Consider the following 18737-nt stretch of genomic DNA (forward strand, 5'->3'; position numbering starts at 1 on the left):
GGAGCGCACATGAATCCTTCTTCTGGCAAACCTGCGGTTTCGCTCGATCCGCGCGCGGTCGACCTGTTCGAATTCGCCCGCAGCGGGCGGCAGGCGTCGGGTGCGGTGCACCTTTCGCAACTGCCGCGCATGTTAAACGAAGTGCCGGCCGACGCGCCAGATCGCGACACGGTCTTCACGTGGCAGGCGGAAGGGTTCTCGCAGAAGGAACTGCAGGACGACGGCAGCGACGGGCAACAGCCGTATCTGCGCCTCGCGCTGCACGGCCACGCGTGGCTCACGTGCCAGCGCTGCATGACCCCGTACGAGCAGGCGTTCGACGTCGACATGACGTACCGGGTCGTGGCGACCGAAGAAGAAGCTGAAGAATTTCCGCTCGACGACGATGAAGCCGATGTGATCGTGGGCTCCCGCCATTTCGATCTCGTCGACTTGATCGAGGAGGAGTTGCTGCTTTCGCTGCCGCTCGTGCCCAAGCACGAGGTTTGCCCGGCGGTTCACGAAAGCCTCGTGTCGGGTGCGAGCGGTCCCGCGGAAGAATCGGACGACGAGTCCGAGGAAGCCCGGGACGAGGGCAAACGGCCGAATCCGTTCGCGGCGCTCCAGGCGCTGAAGAAGGACGAGGACGGCAACAAGAAACACTGAGCAGTTGAAGCGCGGGAAGGCGTAAAGGCCGTGGGCCAGGGTAGTTAAGCGCCGGATCGGGCTGTGTTAGAATCCGGAAAATTTTTAGGAGTTTGTCATGGCAGTTCAGCAAAACAAGAAGTCGCCGTCGAAGCGCGGCATGCATCGTTCGCACGATTTCCTGACGACGACGCCGCTGGCGGTCGAGCCGAGCACGGGTGAAGTGCATATGCGTCACCACATCAGCCCGAACGGCTACTATCGCGGCAAGAAAGTCGTCAAGACGAAGAACGACTAAGCGTCAAGTCACGCGTTGCGCGCTACGATGGCCGTTCGCGTGACAACTGGTTCGCTTGACACTTTCCTGGCGCAACAAAAAGGCGGCATTCAACTGCCGCTTTTTTGTGCCTGAAATTCGTCGCATTCCATGACAGTAAAGCTCACAATCGATTGCATGGGAGGCGACCACGGCCCGTCCGTGACCGTTCCCGCGGCAGTCAAGTTCGTTCGCGCGCACCCCGATGCGCACCTGATGCTCGTCGGCATCGAGAGTGCGATCCGTGCGCAGCTCAAGAAGTGCAAGGCGCTCGACGACCCTGCGCTGACCATCGTGCCCGCCACCGAAGTCGTGGCGATGGACGACCCTGTTGAAGTGGCATTGCGCAAGAAGAAAGACTCTTCGATGCGCGTCGCCCTCAATCACGTCAAAGAAGGCGAGGCCCAGGCCTGCATCTCCGCCGGCAACACCGGCGCGCTGATGGCCGTTTCCCGTTACGTGCTGAAGACGCTGCCCGGCATCGAGCGGCCCGCGATCGCGTTCGCGCTGCCGAACCCGACCGGCTACACGATGATGCTGGACCTCGGCGCAAACGTCGATTGCGAACCGCAGCACCTGCTGCAGTTCGCCGAGATGGGGCACGCGCTCGTGGCCGCGCTCGAAGGCAAGGAGCGGCCGACGATCGGCCTCCTGAACATCGGCGAAGAAGTCATCAAGGGCAACGAGACGATCAAGCGCGCGGGCGAACTGCTGCGCGCCAGCACGCTCAATTTCCGCGGCAACGTCGAAGGCAACGACATCTACAAGGGCACCGTCGACGTGATCGTCTGCGACGGTTTCGTCGGCAACGTCGCGCTGAAGACGTCCGAAGGGCTCGCGCAGATGCTGTCCGACATCATCCGCGAGGAGTTCGGTCGCTCGCTGATGTCGAAGCTGATGGCGTTCCTCGCGCTGCCGGTTCTGATGCGCTTCAAGAAGCGCGTCGACCACCGCCAGTACAACGGCGCGGCGCTGCTGGGCCTGAAGAGCCTCGTGATCAAGAGCCACGGTTCCGCTGATGCCTACGCGTTTGAGTGGGCGATCAAACGCGGGTATGATGCCGTCAAAAACGGCGTGCTGGAGCGCCTCGCGCGCGCCATGGCGGACAATTCGGTGTCGCTCGGCGACGGCGGACACGACGCGAGCGGCGCGGGCCAGGCGAGCCCCGCTGCAGGCCATCACGCCGAGCCTTCTGCTGCGCTATCCTCTAAAGCATAAATGGCCCAATCGACTCTCTATTCCCGCGTGCTCGGCACGGGCAGCTTCCTGCCGCCCGACCGCGTCACGAACCAGCAGCTGGCCGATCGTCTCGCGAAGGACGGTATCGAGACGAGCGACGAGTGGATCATTGCGCGCACGGGCATCCATGCGCGTCACTTCGCCGCGCCGGATGTCACGACGAGCGACCTCGCGCTCGAGGCGTCGCGCCGTGCGATCGAGGCGGCTGACATCGATCCGCAGTCGATCGATCTGATCATCGTCGCGACTTCGACCCCCGATTTCGTGTTCCCGAGCACCGCGTGCCTGCTGCAGAGCAAGCTCGGCATCAAGAACGGCGGCGCCGCGTTCGACGTGCAGGCCGTGTGCTCCGGGTTCGCGTATGCGCTGGCGACGGCCGATACCTTCATCCGCAGCGGCCAGCACCGCACGGCGCTCGTCGTCGGCGCGGAGACGTTCTCGCGCATCCTCGACTTCACGGACCGCACGACCTGCGTGCTGTTCGGCGACGGCGCGGGCGCGGTGATCCTGTCCGCATCCGAAGAGCCGGGCGTGCTCGGTAGCGCGCTGCACGCGGACGGCAGCTACTCGAACATCCTCTGCACGCCGGGCAACGTCAATCGCGGCGTGATCGAAGGCAGCGCATTCCTTCAGATGGATGGCCAGGCCGTGTTCAAGCTCGCGGTCAACCTGCTCGAGAAGGTCGCGATCGAGGCGCTCGCGAAAGCGAACCTCGCGCCCGAGCAGGTCGACTGGCTGATCCCGCACCAGGCCAACATCCGCATCATGACGAGCACCTGCCGCAAGCTTGGCCTGCCGCAGGAGCGCATGGTCGTGACGGTCGGCGAGCACGGCAATACGTCGGCCGCGTCGATCCCGCTTGCGTTCGATGCCGCGGTGCGCGACGGCCGCATCAAGCGCGGCCAGCACGTGCTGATCGAAGGCGTCGGCGGCGGCTTCACGTGGGGCGCGTCGGTCTTCCGCTTCTGATCCCTGCGCGCGACTGCCGCGCGCGCTCCCAACCGGCGCGCCGTTCGCGCGCGCCGTCCGAATCGATTCAATTGGGGACGATATGAAATTTGCATTCGTTTTTCCGGGGCAGGGCTCGCAGTCGGTCGGCATGCTCAACGCATTTGCCGATCTGGCTGTCGTGCGCGAAACGCTCCAGGAAGCGTCCGATGCGCTCAACCAGGATCTCGGCAAGCTGATCGCCGAAGGTCCGGCTGAAGAACTGAATCTCACCACCAACACCCAGCCCGTGATGCTGACGGCCGCGTACGCGTGCTATCGCGCGTGGCAGCAGGCGGGCGGCCCGGCGCCGTCGATCGTCGCCGGCCACAGCCTCGGCGAATACACGGCGCTCGTCGCCGCCGGCGCGATCGCGTTCAAGGACGCGGTGCCGCTCGTGCGCTTCCGCGCGCAGGCGATGCAGACCGCGGTGCCGGTCGGCCAGGGTGGCATGGCTGCGATTCTCGGCCTCGACGACGACACGGTGCGCGCAGTGTGCGCCGAAGCCGCGGAAGCGGGCGTCGTCGAAGCGGTCAACTTCAACGCACCGGCGCAGGTCGTGATCGCCGGCAACAAGGCAGCGGTCGAGAAGGCCTGCGAGATCGCGAAGGCGAAGGGCGCGAAGCGCGCGCTGCCGCTGCCGGTGTCGGCGCCGTTCCACTCGTCGCTGCTGAAGCCGGCGTCGGACCAGCTGCGCGACTATCTCGCGAACGTCGACGTGAAGGCGCCGCAGATTCCTGTCGTCAACAACATCGACGTCGCGGTGACGAGCGATCCGGCCGCGATCAAGGACGCGCTGGTGCGCCAGGCCGCCGGCCCGGTGCGCTGGGTCGAGTGCGTGCAGCACATCGCGGGCACGGGCGTCACGCACGTGATCGAATGCGGTCCGGGCAAGGTGCTCGCGGGCCTCACGAAGCGCATCGACGCCAGCCTGACGGGTGCGTCGGTGTTCGATCCGGCGTCGCTCGACGAAGCGCTCAAGCTGGCGACCGCCTGACGCGGCGCCATTCCCGAAGAAACGGACATTCGATTCATGGACAAGACTCTCGATAAACAGGTTGCGATCGTGACCGGCGCGTCGCGCGGCATCGGCCGGGCGATCGCGCTCGAGCTGGCGCGCCAGGGCGCGACGGTGATCGGCACGGCGACGAGCGAATCGGGCGCGGCCGCCATCACCGCGGCGTTCGCGGAAGCAGGCGTCACGGGCCGCGGCGCGGTGCTGAACGTCAACGACGCGGCAGCCGCCGAGGCGCTGATCGACGCGACCGTCAAGGAGTTCGGCGCGCTGAGCGTGCTCGTCAACAACGCCGGCATCACGCAGGACCAGCTCGCGATGCGGATGAAGGACGAGGACTGGGACGCGGTGATCGACACCAACCTGAAGTCGGTGTTCCGCCTGTCGCGTGCGGTGCTGCGCCCGATGATGAAGGCGCGCGGCGGCCGCATCATCAACATCACGTCGGTGGTCGGCTCGGCCGGCAACCCGGGCCAGGCGAACTACGCGGCCGCGAAGGCCGGCGTCGCCGGCATGACCCGCGCGCTCGCGCGCGAGATCGGCAGCCGCGGCATCACGGTCAACTGCGTCGCGCCGGGCTTCATCGACACCGACATGACGAAGACGCTGCCGGAAGAGCAGCAGACCGCGCTCAAGACCCAGATTCCGCTCGGCCGCCTCGGCAGCCCGGAGGACATCGCCCACGCCGTCGCGTTCCTGGCATCGCCGCAGGCCGGTTATATCACCGGCACGACGCTGCACGTGAACGGCGGCATGTACATGTCGTAACGTTTTTCGTTTACCATCCGCGCCGTAACCCGTTTTTCAGGCGGATCGGCGCTTGATCGACCATCAAGCCAACGTGCGTTTTTGCCGGCAGCAAACCTGATAAAATGCGCGCACTTGTAAATCTGAACTTTCCCTCGGAGGGGTAATGGACAATATCGAACAACGTGTCAAGAAGATCGTTGCTGAACAACTGGGCGTCGCGGAAGCCGAGATCAAGAACGAAGCTTCGTTCGTGAACGATCTGGGCGCCGACTCGCTCGACACCGTCGAGCTGGTGATGGCCCTCGAAGACGAGTTCGGCATGGAAATCCCGGACGAAGAAGCCGAGAAGATCACGACCGTTCAGCAAGCGATCGACTACGCTCGCGCGAACGTCAAGGCGTAAGCGCCGTCTGCGCTTTTTGCCTTCGTCGCATTTGACGCGCCATCCTGCCGGCATCCTCGCCGGACGGACTAACAGCCACAGGGCTTGCAGGGCTGGTTCCTGTGGCCGCTGTGGCTTTTGCTTTTGTCATCCAATGGAAAAGAGGTTACCGTGAGCCGCCGTCGTGTTGTCGTTACAGGCCTGGGGCTGATTTCGCCTGTTGGCAATAATGTTGCCGACGGCTGGGCCAATCTCGTCGCCGGCAAGTCCGGCATCGCCACCGTCACCAAATTCGATCCGTCGAACCTGGCCGTGCATTTCGCCGGCGAGGTGAAGGGTTTCAGCGCCGAGGAATACATCCCGGCGAAGGAAGCCCGCAACATGGATACGTTCATCCATTACGGCATCGCCGCCGGCGTGCAGGCGCTGAAAGACAGCGGGCTGGAAGTGACCGAAGCCAATGCGGAACGCATCGGCGTGCTGGTCGGCTCCGGCATCGGCGGCCTGCCGATGATCGAAGATACCCACCAGACCTACGTCGATCGCGGCGCGCGCCGGATTTCGCCGTTCTTCGTGCCGGGTTCGATCATCAACATGATCTCGGGCCACCTGAGCATCATGTTCGGCCTGAAGGGCCCGAACCTCGCGGCGGTGACGGCCTGCACGACCGGCCTGCACAGCATCGGTCTCGCCGCGCGCCTGATCCAGGCGGGCGACGCTGACGTGATGGTCGCGGGCGGCGCCGAATCGACCGTGTCGCCGCTCGGCATCGGCGGTTTTGCGGCGGCGCGCGCGCTGTCGACGCGCAATGACGATCCGGCCACCGCGTCCCGTCCGTGGGACAAGGACCGCGACGGCTTCGTGCTGGGCGAAGGCGCCGGCGTGATGGTGCTCGAGGAGTACGAGTCGGCGAAGGCGCGCGGCGCGAAGATCTACGCGGAAGTCGCGGGCTTCGGCATGTCGGGCGATGCGTACCACATGACCGCGCCGAACATGGACGGCCCACGCCGCTGCATGGTCGCGGCACTGCGCGACGCCGGCATGAACCCGGACCAGGTCCAGTACCTGAACGCGCACGGCACGTCGACGCCGCTCGGCGACAAGAACGAGTCCGATGCCGTCAAGGCTGCGTTCGGCGAGCACGCGTACAAGATGGTCGTGAACTCGACGAAGTCGATGACCGGCCACCTGCTGGGCGGCGCGGGCGGCCTGGAGTCGGTGTTTACGGTGCTGGCGCTGCACAACCAGGTGTCGCCGCCGACCATCAACATCTTCAACCAGGATCCGGAGTGCGATCTCGATTATTGCGCGAACACCGCGCGTGACATGAAGATCGACGTGGCCGTGAAGAACAACTTCGGCTTCGGCGGAACCAATGGCACGCTGGTGTTCAAGCGCGCCTGACGCAGGATCGCTTGACGAGTCCATTCGTTAATTCGGCCGAGTGCCCGCAGCGGATCATGCTGCGGGCCTCGGCCGTGTCGTACGTGATGCTTGCCGTTTTCGTCGCGTCGGCAGCGTGCGCGGTGCATCTGTTTCTTGCGCCGCGTTCGGGCTTCGCGGCGGGTGCCGGTGGCGCGATCGCGGTGGCGGTGCTGCTGGCGTTCGGTGCGGTGCGCGCCTGTGCGCGGCGGCTGCCGGCCGAGTTGCGGATCGACGCACTCGGGGAAATTGCGGCCTTTGGCCGCAGCGGGCAGCTGCTCGCGCGCGGCCGCGTGACGGGCTACGCGCACTGGAGCAGCCTGCTGCTCGTGCTGTCGGTCGGGCCGGATGCGCGCCCCGCGCGAGCGTTGCTGATTCCGGCCGACGCAGTCGATGCGGCGTCGTTCAGCGCGCTGTCCGTGCTGGCACGAACCTCGGGCGCGGCATGACGGTGGGGCAGTTACCGACCGTAACCAGCGCCCGGCGCGGGAACGCTACAATATCGCTCCGCGTTGCATCCCTAGTTAACGGATTTGTCAGGTGAGTGAAAAAGAAATCGATCAGGCTCTGGTCGAGCGCGTACAGAAAGGCGACAAGGCGGCGTTCGAACTCCTGGTCTCCAAATACCACCGCAAGATCATTCGGTTGATCTCGCGCCTCGTGCGGGATCCCGCCGAGGTCGAGGATGTGGCACAGGACGCGTTCATCAAGGCCTACCGCGCACTGCCGCAGTTCCGCGGCGAGTCGGCTTTCTACACGTGGTTGTACCGCATTGCCGTGAATACGGCGAAGAACTACCTTGCGACGCAAGGCCGCCGGGCGCCGACCTCGACCGAGGCGGATGCCGAGGAGGCGGAAACTTTCTCCGACGCAGACCAACTAAGGGATATCAACACGCCTGAGTCGATGTTGATGAGCAAGCAGATTGCCGAGACGGTCAACGCTGCAATGGCCCTCTTGCCCGAGGAACTGCGCCAGGCGATCACGCTGCGCGAGATCGAAGGGCTCAGCTACGAGGAAATCGCGGAGATGATGGGCTGCCCGATCGGGACGGTCCGCTCGCGGATTTTCCGGGCCCGTGAGGCAATCGCTGCCAAATTGCGTCCGCTGCTCGATACACCCGAAGGCAAGCGCTGGTAAGCGTTTCGGGTGGAGCGGAGCGGGTCGGGGTCTAGTTACGGATAGAGTCGTGAAGTCACGACGGGGTGTGCAAGATGGGGAGCATCATGGGGTCGGTCAATACGCAGTCGTTCGCGTGCTCGCGTGGCGAGCGCCTTTCCGCTCTGGTCGACGGCGAAACGTTCGACGGCCCGGATCACGGGCAGTTTCTGGCTGAGTTCGACCATGCGGATCGCGTTGCGTGGGCCCATTACCACCTGATCGGCGATGCGCTGCGCTCGGACGAGCTGGCGATGTCGCCGGCGCTGAGCGCGTCGTTCACCGCGCGCATGTCGGCCTGCCTCGAGGCCGAGCCGCATCTGCTCGCGCCGGCTGCCGCGCCGGTTACCCGCAAGCTGCTGTCGCTGCGCCGGCGCGTCGTGCCGGCGTTTGCCGTTGCTGCTGCGGCCGCCACGCTGACGTGGATCGTCGTCCCGCAGATGCAGACGGTCAGCGCGCCGGGCGTCCAGGTCGCGTCGGTCTCTACGCAGCAGCAGGGCAACCTGCAGCGCGTGACGGTCGCGCAGGCGCCGTCGCAGCCGGGGCTGCAGGACGCCAACATCATTCGCGACGCGAGTCTCGACCAATACCTTGAAGCGCATCAGCAATTCGCGCAGCAGCCCGTCGTCACGGGCTCGATGCCGCTGATCCGCGCTGCTGTTGCCACGACGCCAGGCCAATAAACCCGATGCGGACTTTGCGGTTGAATCACGCCATCTCCGGATGGATGCGGCTGCCGGCCCTCCTGCTTTGCGCAGCCGCGCTGTTGTCCGTTCAATCCCTTCAAGCCAACGCCCAGCAGCCGGACGATCCCGTCGCGACCCGCAAGGGTGCCGCGGACTGGCTCGATCGCATCCAGCAGGCGGCGCAGCAGCAGAGTTACGAAGGCACGTTCGTCTACCAGCGCGGCGGATTCGTGCAGTCGTCGCGGATCGTCCATTACGCGTCCCGCGACGGCGAATTCGAGCGGATCGAAAGCCTCGACGGCAAGCCCCGCAAGCTGCTGCGGCACAACGACGAGCTTTACACGTTCGTTCCCGAGCGCAAGCTGTGCGTGGTCGAGCGCCGGCAGGCCCGCGATTCCTTCCCCGCGCTGCTCGGCGCGAGCGGCGAGCACGTGATGTCGGTCTACGACGCGAAGCTGCTCGGCAAGGACCGCGTGGCGGGGCTCGACGCGCAAGTCGTCGAGCTGGTGCCGAAGGACACGTACCGCTTTACCTACAAGCTGTGGGCCGATGCCCGCACGGGCCTGCTGCTGCGTTCGCAGACGCTCGACGCGAGCGACCATGTGCTCGAGCAGATCGCGTTCTCGCAGCTGCAGATGGGTGGTGCGGGCGCCGGCGACAAGAGCGCGATCGCAGCGGGCATGAAGAACCTGAACGGCTGGACGGTCGTGCGTCCGCCCGTCGCGCCGGTCGACATGGAGGCGCAGGGCTGGCAGCTCGCGCCGAGCGTCGCCGGTTTCCGGAAGATCCGCGAGGTGCGGCGGCCGATGGCGGCGCGCGACGCGGGCGACCCGCCGATTCCGGTCGACCAGGCCGTCTTCACCGACGGGCTCGCGACGATCTCCGTTTTCATCGAACCGGCCGAGAAGAACACGCGCAAGGAAGGCGCGGGCAGCACGGGCGCGACACATGTGCTCGTCAAGCGCCGCGGCGACTACTGGATCACCGTGCTCGGCGAAGTGCCCCCGGCCACGTTGCAGCAGTTCGCGTCTGCCATAGAATACAAAGCTTCCAAGTAACGCTACCGTTTCCGACATGATGAAACTCACGCTGCGTAAATGGCTGGCCGTTGCGGCGGTGGCGGCTTGCCTGCCGCTCGTCCCGCACACCGCGGCTGCGGCTCCGGGGGCGAGCCTGCCCGATTTCGCGGATCTCGTCGAAAAGGTGGGGCCGGCCGTCGTGAACATCCGGACGACCGCCAATGTGCCGTCTTCCGGCCCGCGCGGTGCGTTTCCGCCGGGCTTCGATAATGGCGACATGTCGGAATTCTTCCGGCGCTTCTTCGGCATTCCGCTGCCGCAGGCGCCCGGCAACCCGAAAAGCGCGCCGCAGCAGCCGGACAATCCGCCCGACACCGAGCAGAATCGCGGCGTCGGCTCGGGCTTCATCCTGTCCGCCGACGGCTACGTGATGACCAATGCGCACGTCGTCGACGATGCCGACACGATCTACGTGACGCTGACCGACAAGCGCGAGTTCAAGGCGAAGCTGATCGGCGTCGACGATCGCACCGACGTCGCGGTCGTGAAGATCCAGGCGTCGAACCTGCCGGTCGTCGCGATCGGCGATTCGAACAAGGTGCGCGTCGGCGAATGGGTCGTCGCGATCGGCTCGCCGTTCGGCCTCGACAATACCGTCACGGCCGGCATCGTCAGCGCGAAGGGGCGCAATACGGGCGACTACCTGCCGTTCATCCAGACCGACGTGGCCGTCAACCCCGGCAACTCGGGCGGCCCGCTGATCAACATGCAGGGCGAGGTGATCGGCATCAACTCGCAGATCTACAGCCGTACCGGCGGTTTCATGGGCATCTCGTTCGCGATTCCGATCGACGAGGCGATGCGTGTGGCCGACCAGCTGAAGGCGTCGGGCAAGGTGACGCGCGGCCGGATCGCGGTCGCGATCGGCGAGGTGACGAAGGACGTCGCCGACTCGATCGGCCTGCCGAAGGCGGAAGGAGCGCTCGTCAGCAGCGTCGAGCCGGGCGGGCCGGCCGACAAGGCGGGCATCCAGCCGGGCGACATCATCCTGAAGTTCAACGGCCGTCCGGTGGATACGGCGTCGGACCTGCCGCGCATGGTCGGCGACACGAGGCCGGGTTCGAAAGCGACGGTCACCGTATGGCGCAAGGGCCAGTCGCGCGACCTGCCGATCATGATCGCCGAAACGCAGGGCGACACGACGGCGAAGGCCGAATCCGGCGCCAAGAATCCGCCGCAGAAACCGCGCCAGACCAACGCGCTCGGCCTGACGGTCAGTGACATTCCGGTCGACCAGCTGAAATCGCTGAAGCTGAAGAACGGCGTGCAGGTCGACAATGTCGACGGCCCGGCGGCGCGTGCGGGCCTGCAGCGCGGCGACGTCGTGCTGCGCATCGGCGACACCGACATCACGAGCGCGAAGCAGTTTGCCGACGTTACCGCGCAGCTCGACCCGCAAAAGGCGGTCGCGGTGCTGGTGCGGCGCGGGGACAACACGCAGTTCATCCCGGTGCGCCCGCGCCAGAAGTAACGCGAGTGCCGATGTTCACGCTCTACGGCCGCGGCTGGTGCCACCTGTGCGACGACATGCGCGACGCGCTGGCGCCGGTGGCGGCCGAATTCGGGGTGGCAATCGATTATGTCGACATCGACGCGGATGCCGCGCTGGTCGCCCGCTACGACGAGGACGTGCCCGTGCTGCTGCTGGACGGGGCGGAAGTATGCCGTCACCGGTTCGACGAGGCACGGGTGCGGAACGCACTCGCCGCCCGGCGCTGACGGCCCCGCGGCGGCCGGCCGCCAAAATGCCGCCCGGCGGGGGGGCTTTTCGGCTAAAATAGGCCGTTTTTTCACCGACTTACAAGGCGTGCTCCGCGGTCGTCGAGCGCGCCTTTTTCGCTTGATCGGCACTGAATGGATCATATTCGCAACTTCTCGATCATCGCGCACATCGACCATGGCAAGTCGACGCTCGCGGATCGCATCATCCAGGTATGCGGCGGGCTCGCCGACCGTGAAATGGAAGCGCAGGTGCTCGACTCGATGGATATCGAGCGCGAGCGCGGCATCACGATCAAGGCGCAGACTGCCGCGCTGTCGTATCGCGCGCGCGACGGCAAGGTGTACAACCTGAACCTGATCGACACCCCGGGGCACGTCGACTTCTCGTACGAGGTCAGCCGCTCGCTGTCCGCGTGCGAGGGCGCGCTGCTCGTGGTCGACGCGAGCCAGGGCGTCGAGGCGCAGACGGTCGCGAACTGCTACACGGCGATCGAGCTGGGCGTCGAGGTCGTGCCGGTGCTGAACAAGATCGACCTGCCGGCCGCGAACCCCGAGAACGCGATCGAGGAGATCGAGGACGTGATCGGCATCGACGCGATGGACGCGACCCGCTGCAGCGCGAAGACGGGCCTCGGCGTCGAGGACGTGCTCGAAGCGCTGATCGCGAAGGTGCCGCCGCCGAAGGGCGATCCGGCCGCTCCGCTGCAGGCGCTGATCATCGATTCGTGGTTCGACAACTACGTCGGCGTCGTGATGCTCGTGCGCATCGTCAACGGCACGCTGCGTCCGAAGGACAAGATCAAGCTGATGGCGACCGGCGCGCAATATCCGGTCGAGCACGTCGGCGTGTTCACGCCGAAGTCGCGCAATCTCGAATCGCTGTCGGCGGGGCAGGTGGGCTTCATCATCGCCGGCATCAAGGAGTTGACGGCCGCGAAGGTCGGCGACACCGTCACGCACTCGACCAAGCCGGCCGCCGAGCCGCTGCCGGGTTTCAAGGAAGTGAAGCCGCAGGTGTTTGCAGGCCTGTACCCGGTCGAGGCGAACCAGTACGACGCGCTGCGCGAGTCGCTCGAAAAGCTCAAGCTCAACGACGCATCGCTGCAGTACGAGCCGGAAGTGTCGCAGGCGCTCGGCTTCGGTTTCCGCTGCGGCTTCCTCGGCCTGCTGCACATGGAGATCGTGCAGGAGCGCCTCGAGCGCGAGTTCGACATGGACCTCATCACGACCGCGCCCACCGTGGTCTACGAGGTCGTGCAGAGCGACGGCACGACGATCATGGTCGAGAACCCGGCGAAGATGCCGGAGCCTGCACGGATCGGCGAGATCCGCGAGCCGATCGTCACCGTGAACCTGTACATGCCGCAGGACTACGTCGGCTCGGTGATCACGCTGTGCGAGCAGAAGCGCGGCGTGCAGATCAACATGCAGTACCACGGCCGCCAGGTGCAGCTCACGTACGAAATCCCGATGGCGGAGATCGTGCTCGACTTCTTCGATCGCCTGAAATCGGTGTCGCGCGGCTACGCGTCGATGGACTACGAGTTCAAGGAGTACCGCTCGGCGGACGTCGTGAAGGTCGACATGCTGATCAACGGCGACAAGGTCGACGCGCTGTCGATCATCGTGCACCGCTCGCAGTCGCAATACCGCGGCCGCGAAGTCGCCGCGAAGATGCGCGAGATCATTCCGCGCCAGATGTACGACGTGGCGATCCAGGCCGCGATCGGCGCGCACATCATCGCGCGCGAGAACATCAAGGCACTGCGCAAGAACGTGCTCGCGAAGTGCTACGGCGGCGACATCACGCGAAAGAAGAAGCTGCTCGAGAAGCAGAAGGAAGGCAAGAAGCGAATGAAGCAGGTGGGTTCGGTCGAGATCCCGCAGGAAGCGTTCCTCGCGATCTTGCGCGTCGAAGACAAATAACAGGACTGATCCTTTTATGAATTTTGCGCTGATTCTTTTTGTGCTCGTCGCTTTGACGGGCGTGGCGTGGGTTGCCGACAAGATGGTGTTCCTGCCGCAGCGCCGGCGGGCGGCGGACGCGGCGGTCGAGGAATTCGACCGTCAGCAGTCGCGCATCGATGCGCGTTTCGCGGACGAGAATGCAACGCAGACCCGTTCGAAGCTGCGCGACGAGAAGCTGCGCCAGCCGTGGTGGCTCGAGTACACCGCGAGCTTCTTTCCGGTGATCCTCGCGGTGTTCGTCGTGCGTTCGTTCATCGTCGAGCCGTTCAAGATCCCGTCGGGCTCGATGGTGCCGACGCTGCTCGTCGGCGACTTCATCCTCGTCAACAAGTTCGACTACGGGCTGCGCATGCCGATCTCGAACACGAAGATCACGCAGGGCCGTGCGCTCGAGCGCGGCGACGTCGTCGTGTTCCGCTATCCGAAGGACGAGTCGGTCGACTACATCAAGCGCGTGATCGGCCTGCCGGGCGACACGATCGCGTACCAGGACAAGCAGCTGACGATCAACGGCAAGCCGGTGTCCGAGACGCCGCTGCCGGACTTCTTCGACGACGAGCGCCAGAACTATGCGAAGCAGTTCGAGGAATCGCTCGACGGCCGCAAGAACGCGATCCTCAACAATCCCGCGGTGCCGCCGTTCGTGATGGGCGCGTACGACTACCCGTATCGCGACAACTGCACGTACAACAGCCGCGGCGTGATCTGCAAGGTGCCGCCGGGCCACTACTTCATGATGGGCGACAACCGCGACAACAGTGCGGACAGCCGTTACTGGGGTTTCGTGCCGGACAAGAACATCGTCGGCCGCGCGTTCTTCATCTGGATGAACTTCAGCGACCTGAAGCGCATCGGCTCGTTCAACTGATCCTGCTCGACACACACGCAATACGCGGCGAAAGGGCCGCGCCGCGTATTGGCGAACAACTTCAAGAACCGGCGGTAACACCGCTACGTCACGCCTCTTCGGGGCCGGCTGCGTCGTTTCGGCGCGACCGGCGCCCGCGTTATACTCCTGCACATGCCCCTATCTCAGTTGGAAAGCCGGCTGCGCTATGAATTTCGCAATGCGGAATTGCTGCGCCAGGCTTTGACCCATCGCAGTCACAGTGCCACGCATAACGAACGGCTCGAGTTTCTCGGCGATTCCGTTCTCAATTGCGCGGTGGCCGCCCTTTTGTTCCAGCGTTTCAGCAAGCTGGACGAAGGCGACCTGTCGCGGGTGCGGGCAAACCTCGTCAAACAGCAGTCGCTGTACGAAATTGCTCAGGCCCTGAATATTTCGGAAGGATTGCGGCTTGGCGAGGGCGAACTGCGCAGCGGCGGCTTCCGCCGGCCGTCGATCCTCGCGGACGCGTTCGAAGCCATCATCGGGGCAGTATTCCTCGATGGCGGCTTCGAAGCCGCCCAAGGGGTCATCAAGCGGCTCTATATCCCGATTCTCGACCACATCGATCCGCGCACGCTCGGCAAGGACGCGAAGACGCTGCTGCAGGAGTATCTGCAGGGGCACAAGATCGCATTGCCGACCTACACGGTTGTCGCGACCCATGGTGCGGCGCACAATCAGCAGTTCGAGGTCGAATGCACGGTGCCGAAGCTGGACGTCAAGGTGTCCGGTTCCGGCGCGAGCCGCCGTGCGGCCGAGCAGGCCGCGGCGAAGAAGGCGCTCGACGAGGTGATGGCGGCCGCGCCGATGCCGGCTGCGAAGCCGAAGCGTTCGAAAAATGCGCGCGCGGCCAAGCACGTCGAGCCGGAAATCGTGCCCGGCGTGAAGGGCGTGCAGGAGGCGCTCGATCTGCGTTCGCCTGAGCGCAAGGAACGCGCCGCGGCGCGGGCCGAAGCAAAGGCAGCGGCGACGCCATCGGCCCCCGTCGGCACGGCGGAGCACGGCGAGCGGGCTGCTCAGGCCCCGGTTGCCACGATTCGCGCCGCGCACGTCGAACATGGTGCGGAAAAGGCCGAGCGGGCCGCGAAGCCGGCGGCGGACAAGGCGGGGGAACGTGCCGAAGCGGCGCCGCGCCCTGCCGACAAGCCCGTCGAGCATGCCGATACTGCGCCGCGTGCCGCCGACAAGCCGGTCGACCGTCCCGACGCCGCATCGGGCGCCGCCGACAACGCGGCCGATCACGCCGGCAAACCGGCCGCCGACGCTGCGCCGCGCGCGACGCTGCGCGTGCGCGACGCGGCCGCCGGACCGGATGCGTCGCCGGCCGGGCCGAGTCTCGCCGCCGCGCAGTCGCCCGTCGCCGATGCCGACCACTGAAGCATTGCCCATCGATCGTGCCGCGCGCCGCGCGGCCGGTTCCGAACCTGTCTCCCAATCGATATGAACACTCCCGCTCCTACCGGTTTCCGTTGCGGCATGATCGCGATCGTGGGCCGCCCGAACGTCGGCAAGTCGACGCTGATGAACGCGCTCGTCGGCCAGAAGATCAGCATCACGTCGCGCAAGGCGCAGACGACCCGCCATCGCATCACCGGCATCAACACGTTCGACGACGCGCAATTCGTGTTCGTCGACACGCCGGGCTTCCAGACCCGCCACAGCACCGCGCTGAACCGCTCGCTGAACCGCGCGGTCACGTCGACGCTGACGTCGGTCGACCTGATCCTGTTCGTGATCGAGGCCGGCCGCTTCGGGCCCGACGACCAGAAGGTGCTCGACCTGATCCCGCCCGGCACGCCGACGCTGCTGATCGCGAACAAGATCGACCGCGTGACCGACAAGGCCACGCTGTTCCCGTTCATGCAGAAGATGAGCGCGCTGCGCGAATTCGTCGAACTCGTGCCGCTGGCGGCCAAGCAGCCGGAAGACATCAAGCGCCTGCTGGAGACGATCAAGCCGTACCTGCCGGAAGGCGAGCCGATCTACGGCGAGGACGAGCTTACCGACCGCAGCTCGCGCTTCCTCGCCGCCGAGATCCTGCGCGAGAAGGTGTTCCGCTGGACCGGCGACGAACTGCCGTACACGAGCACGGTCATCATCGACAAGTTTGAGGAGGAGGGGCGCCTGAAGCGGATCTTCGCGACGATCCTCGTCGAGCGCGATTCGCACAAGGCGATGGTGATCGGCAAGAAGGGCGAGAAGCTCAAGCAGATCAGCACCGAGGCGCGGATGGACATGGAGAAACTGTTCGACGGCCCTGTGTATCTCGAGACCTTCGTGAAGGTGAAGAGCGGCTGGGCCGACAACGAGGCGGGGCTGCGCGCCTATGGGTACGAATGACGCGCTGACGTCGACCGAAGATGCGGTGACGGCGGGTGCGAACGACGCGCCGCTGCCGGCGCCACCCGAACCGCCGCCGCGCAAGGCGCGGCGCGCGACCTCCCGCACGTCCGATTTCCGCGTCGCCGAGCAGCCGGCGTTCGTGCTGCACAGCTATCCCTATCGAGAAACCAGCCTGATCGTCGACGTGCTGACGCGCGATCACGGCCGGCTCGCGCTGGTCGCGAAAGGCGCGAAGCGCCCGCACTCCGCGCTGCGCGGCGTGCTGCAGACCTTTCAGCCGCTGCTGCTGTCGTGGTCCGGCAAGTCCGAAGTGCGCACGCTGACGGGCGCCGAGTGGGTCGGCGGGATGCTGCCGCTCGGCGGCGACGCGCTGCTGTGCGGCTTCTACGCGAACGAGCTGCTCGTGAAATTCTGCGCGCGCGAGGATCCTCAGCCGCCGCTGTTCAATCACTACGTGTTGACGCTCACGCGGCTCGCGCATGGCGAGCCCGCGGTGCAGGTGCTGCGCTCGTTCGAGCGCGTGCTGCTGCGCGAAACCGGCTATGCGATGGCGCTGAACCGCACGGTCGCGCGCCGTGCGGTCGAGGCCGACCGCCTGTACGTGTTCGATCCCGAGCGCGGCGTGCGCAACGCGGACGACGACGTGCCGTCGTACTGGCCGGTCGTGACCGGACAGACGTTGCTCGACATGGAGCAGGACGATTACCATCGAGTCCAGACCGTCGCGCAAAGCAAGACGCTGATGCGCTTCCTGCTCAACACCTATCTCGGTGGCACGCCGCTCGCGACGCGCCAGATCCTGATCGACCTGCAAAACCTATGAGCTTCTTCCTGACTTCGCCCACCGCCATCGATCTCGGCGTCAACATCGATCACGTCGCGACGCTGCGCAACGCGCGCGGCACGACCTATCCGGACCCGATCCGCGCGGCGCTCGCGGCCGAAGAGGCTGGCGCGGACGCGATCACGCTGCACCTGCGCGAGGATCGCCGGCACATCGTCGACGCGGACGTGCGCAAGCTGCGCCCGCTGCTGAAGACGCGCATGAACCTCGAATGCGCGGTGACGGCCGAGATGCTCGACATCGCGTGCGAAGTGCAGCCGCACGACGCATGCCTCGTGCCCGAAAAGCGCGAGGAGCTGACGACCGAAGGCGGCCTCGACGTCGCGGGCCGTTTCGAGGCCGTGCGCGCCGCGTGCAAGCAGCTCGCCGACGCCGGCGTGCGCGTGTCGCTGTTCATCGATCCGGACGACACGCAGATCCGCGCCGCGCACGAAGCCGGCGCGCCGGTGATCGAGCTGCACACCGGCCGCTATGCCGACGCGCATGACGCCGCCGAGCAGCAGCGCGAGTACGAGCGCATCGTCGCGGGCGTGCAGGCGGGCGCGCAGCTCGGCCTGAAAGTCAACGCGGGGCACGGCCTGCATTACACGAACGTGCAGCAGATCGCCGCGATCGACGGCATCGTCGAGCTGAACATCGGCCACGCGATCGTCGCGCATTCGATCTTCGCGGGCTGGGACAATGCGGTGCGCGAGATGAAGGCGATCATGGTCGCGGCCCGCGTCGCCGCGCTGCACGGCACGCGCTGAAGATGAGCCGCGCTCACGCTCTTTTCGTTCGCTGCCCCCTCCACCATGGGGACTTCCCTCGGGGCGCGAGGGGGGCGTCAACACCCTTGGGTCAGCCCGGCGGGTGCTGACCATGGCGATCTACGGCATCGGTACCGACATCGTCCAGGTAAGCCGCATCGCCGCGGTGCTCGAGCGCACCGGCGGACGGTTCGCCGAGAAGGTGCTGGGGCCCGACGAGCTGCGCGTGTTCCGCGCGCGTCGCGCGCGTTCCGAGGCGCGCGGCATCGCGTTCCTCGCGACGCGTTTTTCCGCGAAGGAAGCGTTCTCGAAGGCGATCGGTCTCGGCATGCACTGGCCGATGACGTGGCGTGCGCTGCAAACCCTCAATCAACCGAGCGGCGAACCGTATGTCGTCGCGTCCGGCGAGCTGGCCGACTGGCTCGCCGCGCGCGGCATTACCGCCCGCGTGACGGTCAGCGACGAGCGCGACTACGCGGTGTCGTTCGTGATCGCCGAAACCGGCGTGCGGGCAGCCGACCAGCCGGCCGCGGACGCACCGGTTGCCCGAACCTCTCCCTGACG

At 66.0% G+C, this 18737-nt stretch carries 21 protein-coding genes; all 21 read left to right on the forward strand.

The features are described 5' to 3' along the window. Window positions 1–9: 9 nt before the first annotated feature. Window positions 10–645 (forward strand): YceD family protein, encoded by a 636-nt coding sequence (locus tag ACV22Z_RS05005; RefSeq protein WP_448075816.1) that lies wholly within the window; start codon window positions 10–12, stop codon window positions 643–645. A 97-nt stretch (window positions 646–742) separates the two neighbouring features. Next, on the forward strand, window positions 743–922 hold the full coding sequence (gene rpmF / locus ACV22Z_RS05010) for a 50S ribosomal protein L32 (protein ID WP_010105341.1): 180 nt from the start codon (window positions 743–745) through the stop codon (window positions 920–922). A 129-nt stretch (window positions 923–1051) separates the two neighbouring features. After that, window positions 1052–2158 (forward strand): phosphate acyltransferase PlsX, encoded by a 1107-nt coding sequence (gene plsX, locus ACV22Z_RS05015; RefSeq protein ID WP_448075229.1) that lies wholly within the window; start codon window positions 1052–1054, stop codon window positions 2156–2158. After that, complete coding sequence (locus tag ACV22Z_RS05020; protein ID WP_448075230.1) at window positions 2159–3148, forward strand: beta-ketoacyl-ACP synthase III; 990 nt, start codon at window positions 2159–2161, stop codon at window positions 3146–3148. It abuts the gene before it with no gap. 82 nt (window positions 3149–3230) lie between these two features. Next, window positions 3231–4163 (forward strand): ACP S-malonyltransferase, encoded by a 933-nt coding sequence (gene fabD, locus ACV22Z_RS05025; RefSeq protein ID WP_448075231.1) that lies wholly within the window; start codon window positions 3231–3233, stop codon window positions 4161–4163. A gap of 36 nt (window positions 4164–4199) precedes the next feature. Further along, complete coding sequence (gene fabG / locus ACV22Z_RS05030) at window positions 4200–4949, forward strand: 3-oxoacyl-ACP reductase FabG (protein ID WP_448075232.1); 750 nt, start codon at window positions 4200–4202, stop codon at window positions 4947–4949. Window positions 4950–5094: 145 nt separating this feature from the next. Next, window positions 5095–5334 carry an acyl carrier protein gene (gene acpP / locus ACV22Z_RS05035; protein WP_004197638.1) on the forward strand — a complete coding sequence of 80 codons (240 nt, stop codon included), beginning with the start codon at window positions 5095–5097 and terminating at the stop codon, window positions 5332–5334. Window positions 5335–5484: 150 nt separating this feature from the next. Beyond that, the gene (fabF, locus tag ACV22Z_RS05040; protein ID WP_448075233.1) at window positions 5485–6717 is read left to right on the forward strand and encodes a beta-ketoacyl-ACP synthase II; all 1233 of its coding nucleotides are present in this window, start codon (window positions 5485–5487) and stop codon (window positions 6715–6717) included. An 11-nt stretch (window positions 6718–6728) separates the two neighbouring features. Beyond that, window positions 6729–7184 (forward strand): hypothetical protein, encoded by a 456-nt coding sequence (locus ACV22Z_RS05045; RefSeq protein WP_448075234.1) that lies wholly within the window; start codon window positions 6729–6731, stop codon window positions 7182–7184. A gap of 91 nt (window positions 7185–7275) precedes the next feature. After that, window positions 7276–7875: an RNA polymerase sigma factor RpoE gene (rpoE, locus tag ACV22Z_RS05050; protein ID WP_006490873.1), complete on the forward strand. Its 600-nt coding sequence runs from the start codon at window positions 7276–7278 to the stop codon at window positions 7873–7875. A gap of 86 nt (window positions 7876–7961) precedes the next feature. Further along, window positions 7962–8576, forward strand: a complete 615-nt coding sequence (locus ACV22Z_RS05055) for a sigma-E factor negative regulatory protein (RefSeq protein WP_448075235.1) — start codon at window positions 7962–7964, stop codon at window positions 8574–8576. A 5-nt stretch (window positions 8577–8581) separates the two neighbouring features. Then, on the forward strand, window positions 8582–9637 hold the full coding sequence (locus tag ACV22Z_RS05060; protein WP_448075236.1) for a MucB/RseB C-terminal domain-containing protein: 1056 nt from the start codon (window positions 8582–8584) through the stop codon (window positions 9635–9637). A 16-nt stretch (window positions 9638–9653) separates the two neighbouring features. After that, window positions 9654–11129, forward strand: a complete 1476-nt coding sequence (locus ACV22Z_RS05065) for a DegQ family serine endoprotease (RefSeq protein ID WP_448075237.1) — start codon at window positions 9654–9656, stop codon at window positions 11127–11129. An 11-nt stretch (window positions 11130–11140) separates the two neighbouring features. Continuing rightward, window positions 11141–11377, forward strand: a complete 237-nt coding sequence (locus ACV22Z_RS05070; protein WP_448075238.1) for a glutaredoxin family protein — start codon at window positions 11141–11143, stop codon at window positions 11375–11377. Between the two features lie 135 nt (window positions 11378–11512). Then, complete coding sequence (lepA, locus tag ACV22Z_RS05075; RefSeq protein ID WP_448075239.1) at window positions 11513–13306, forward strand: translation elongation factor 4; 1794 nt, start codon at window positions 11513–11515, stop codon at window positions 13304–13306. A 16-nt stretch (window positions 13307–13322) separates the two neighbouring features. Then, window positions 13323–14216: a signal peptidase I gene (gene lepB / locus ACV22Z_RS05080; RefSeq protein ID WP_448075240.1), complete on the forward strand. Its 894-nt coding sequence runs from the start codon at window positions 13323–13325 to the stop codon at window positions 14214–14216. Window positions 14217–14369: 153 nt separating this feature from the next. Beyond that, window positions 14370–15614, forward strand: coding sequence for a ribonuclease III (rnc, locus tag ACV22Z_RS05085; RefSeq protein ID WP_448075241.1), 1245 nt, complete (start codon window positions 14370–14372; stop codon window positions 15612–15614). Window positions 15615–15677: 63 nt separating this feature from the next. Then, window positions 15678–16577 carry a GTPase Era gene (era, locus tag ACV22Z_RS05090; RefSeq protein ID WP_448075242.1) on the forward strand — a complete coding sequence of 300 codons (900 nt, stop codon included), beginning with the start codon at window positions 15678–15680 and terminating at the stop codon, window positions 16575–16577. After that, a complete protein-coding gene (gene recO, locus ACV22Z_RS05095) occupies window positions 16564–17403 on the forward strand; it encodes a DNA repair protein RecO (RefSeq protein ID WP_448075243.1) in 840 nt (279 codons plus the stop codon). The genes era and recO overlap by 14 nt, the downstream gene beginning before the upstream one ends. After that, window positions 17400–18173, forward strand: coding sequence for a pyridoxine 5'-phosphate synthase (gene pdxJ, locus ACV22Z_RS05100; RefSeq protein ID WP_448075244.1), 774 nt, complete (start codon window positions 17400–17402; stop codon window positions 18171–18173). The genes recO and pdxJ overlap by 4 nt, the downstream gene beginning before the upstream one ends. A gap of 112 nt (window positions 18174–18285) precedes the next feature. Then, the gene (acpS, locus tag ACV22Z_RS05105) at window positions 18286–18735 is read left to right on the forward strand and encodes a holo-ACP synthase (protein WP_448075245.1); all 450 of its coding nucleotides are present in this window, start codon (window positions 18286–18288) and stop codon (window positions 18733–18735) included. Window positions 18736–18737 lie beyond the last annotated feature (2 nt).

This window comes from Burkholderia sp. PU8-34 (genome assembly GCF_053427725.1).

Bases quoted from the DNA above. Each gene is read 5' to 3' on its own strand.
- lepB (WP_448075240.1), top strand. From the start codon at position 13,323: ATGAATTTTGCGCTGATTCTTTTTGTGCTCGTCGCTTTGACGGGCGTG.
- ACV22Z_RS05070 (WP_448075238.1), top strand. From the start codon at position 11,141: ATGTTCACGCTCTACGGCCGCGGCTGGTGCCACCTGTGCGACGACATG.
- acpP (WP_004197638.1), top strand. From the start codon at position 5,095: ATGGACAATATCGAACAACGTGTCAAGAAGATCGTTGCTGAACAACTG.
- fabD (WP_448075231.1), top strand. From the start codon at position 3,231: ATGAAATTTGCATTCGTTTTTCCGGGGCAGGGCTCGCAGTCGGTCGGC.
- fabG (WP_448075232.1), top strand. From the start codon at position 4,200: ATGGACAAGACTCTCGATAAACAGGTTGCGATCGTGACCGGCGCGTCG.
- recO (WP_448075243.1), top strand. From the start codon at position 16,564: ATGGGTACGAATGACGCGCTGACGTCGACCGAAGATGCGGTGACGGCG.
- lepA (WP_448075239.1), top strand. From the start codon at position 11,513: ATGGATCATATTCGCAACTTCTCGATCATCGCGCACATCGACCATGGC.
- acpS (WP_448075245.1), top strand. From the start codon at position 18,286: ATGGCGATCTACGGCATCGGTACCGACATCGTCCAGGTAAGCCGCATC.
- ACV22Z_RS05055 (WP_448075235.1), top strand. From the start codon at position 7,962: ATGGGGTCGGTCAATACGCAGTCGTTCGCGTGCTCGCGTGGCGAGCGC.
- ACV22Z_RS05065 (WP_448075237.1), top strand. From the start codon at position 9,654: ATGATGAAACTCACGCTGCGTAAATGGCTGGCCGTTGCGGCGGTGGCG.
- plsX (WP_448075229.1), top strand. From the start codon at position 1,052: ATGACAGTAAAGCTCACAATCGATTGCATGGGAGGCGACCACGGCCCG.
- ACV22Z_RS05020 (WP_448075230.1), top strand. From the start codon at position 2,159: ATGGCCCAATCGACTCTCTATTCCCGCGTGCTCGGCACGGGCAGCTTC.
- ACV22Z_RS05005 (WP_448075816.1), top strand. From the start codon at position 10: ATGAATCCTTCTTCTGGCAAACCTGCGGTTTCGCTCGATCCGCGCGCG.
- rpmF (WP_010105341.1), top strand. From the start codon at position 743: ATGGCAGTTCAGCAAAACAAGAAGTCGCCGTCGAAGCGCGGCATGCAT.
- pdxJ (WP_448075244.1), top strand. From the start codon at position 17,400: ATGAGCTTCTTCCTGACTTCGCCCACCGCCATCGATCTCGGCGTCAAC.
- ACV22Z_RS05060 (WP_448075236.1), top strand. From the start codon at position 8,582: ATGCGGACTTTGCGGTTGAATCACGCCATCTCCGGATGGATGCGGCTG.
- rnc (WP_448075241.1), top strand. From the start codon at position 14,370: ATGCCCCTATCTCAGTTGGAAAGCCGGCTGCGCTATGAATTTCGCAAT.
- era (WP_448075242.1), top strand. From the start codon at position 15,678: ATGAACACTCCCGCTCCTACCGGTTTCCGTTGCGGCATGATCGCGATC.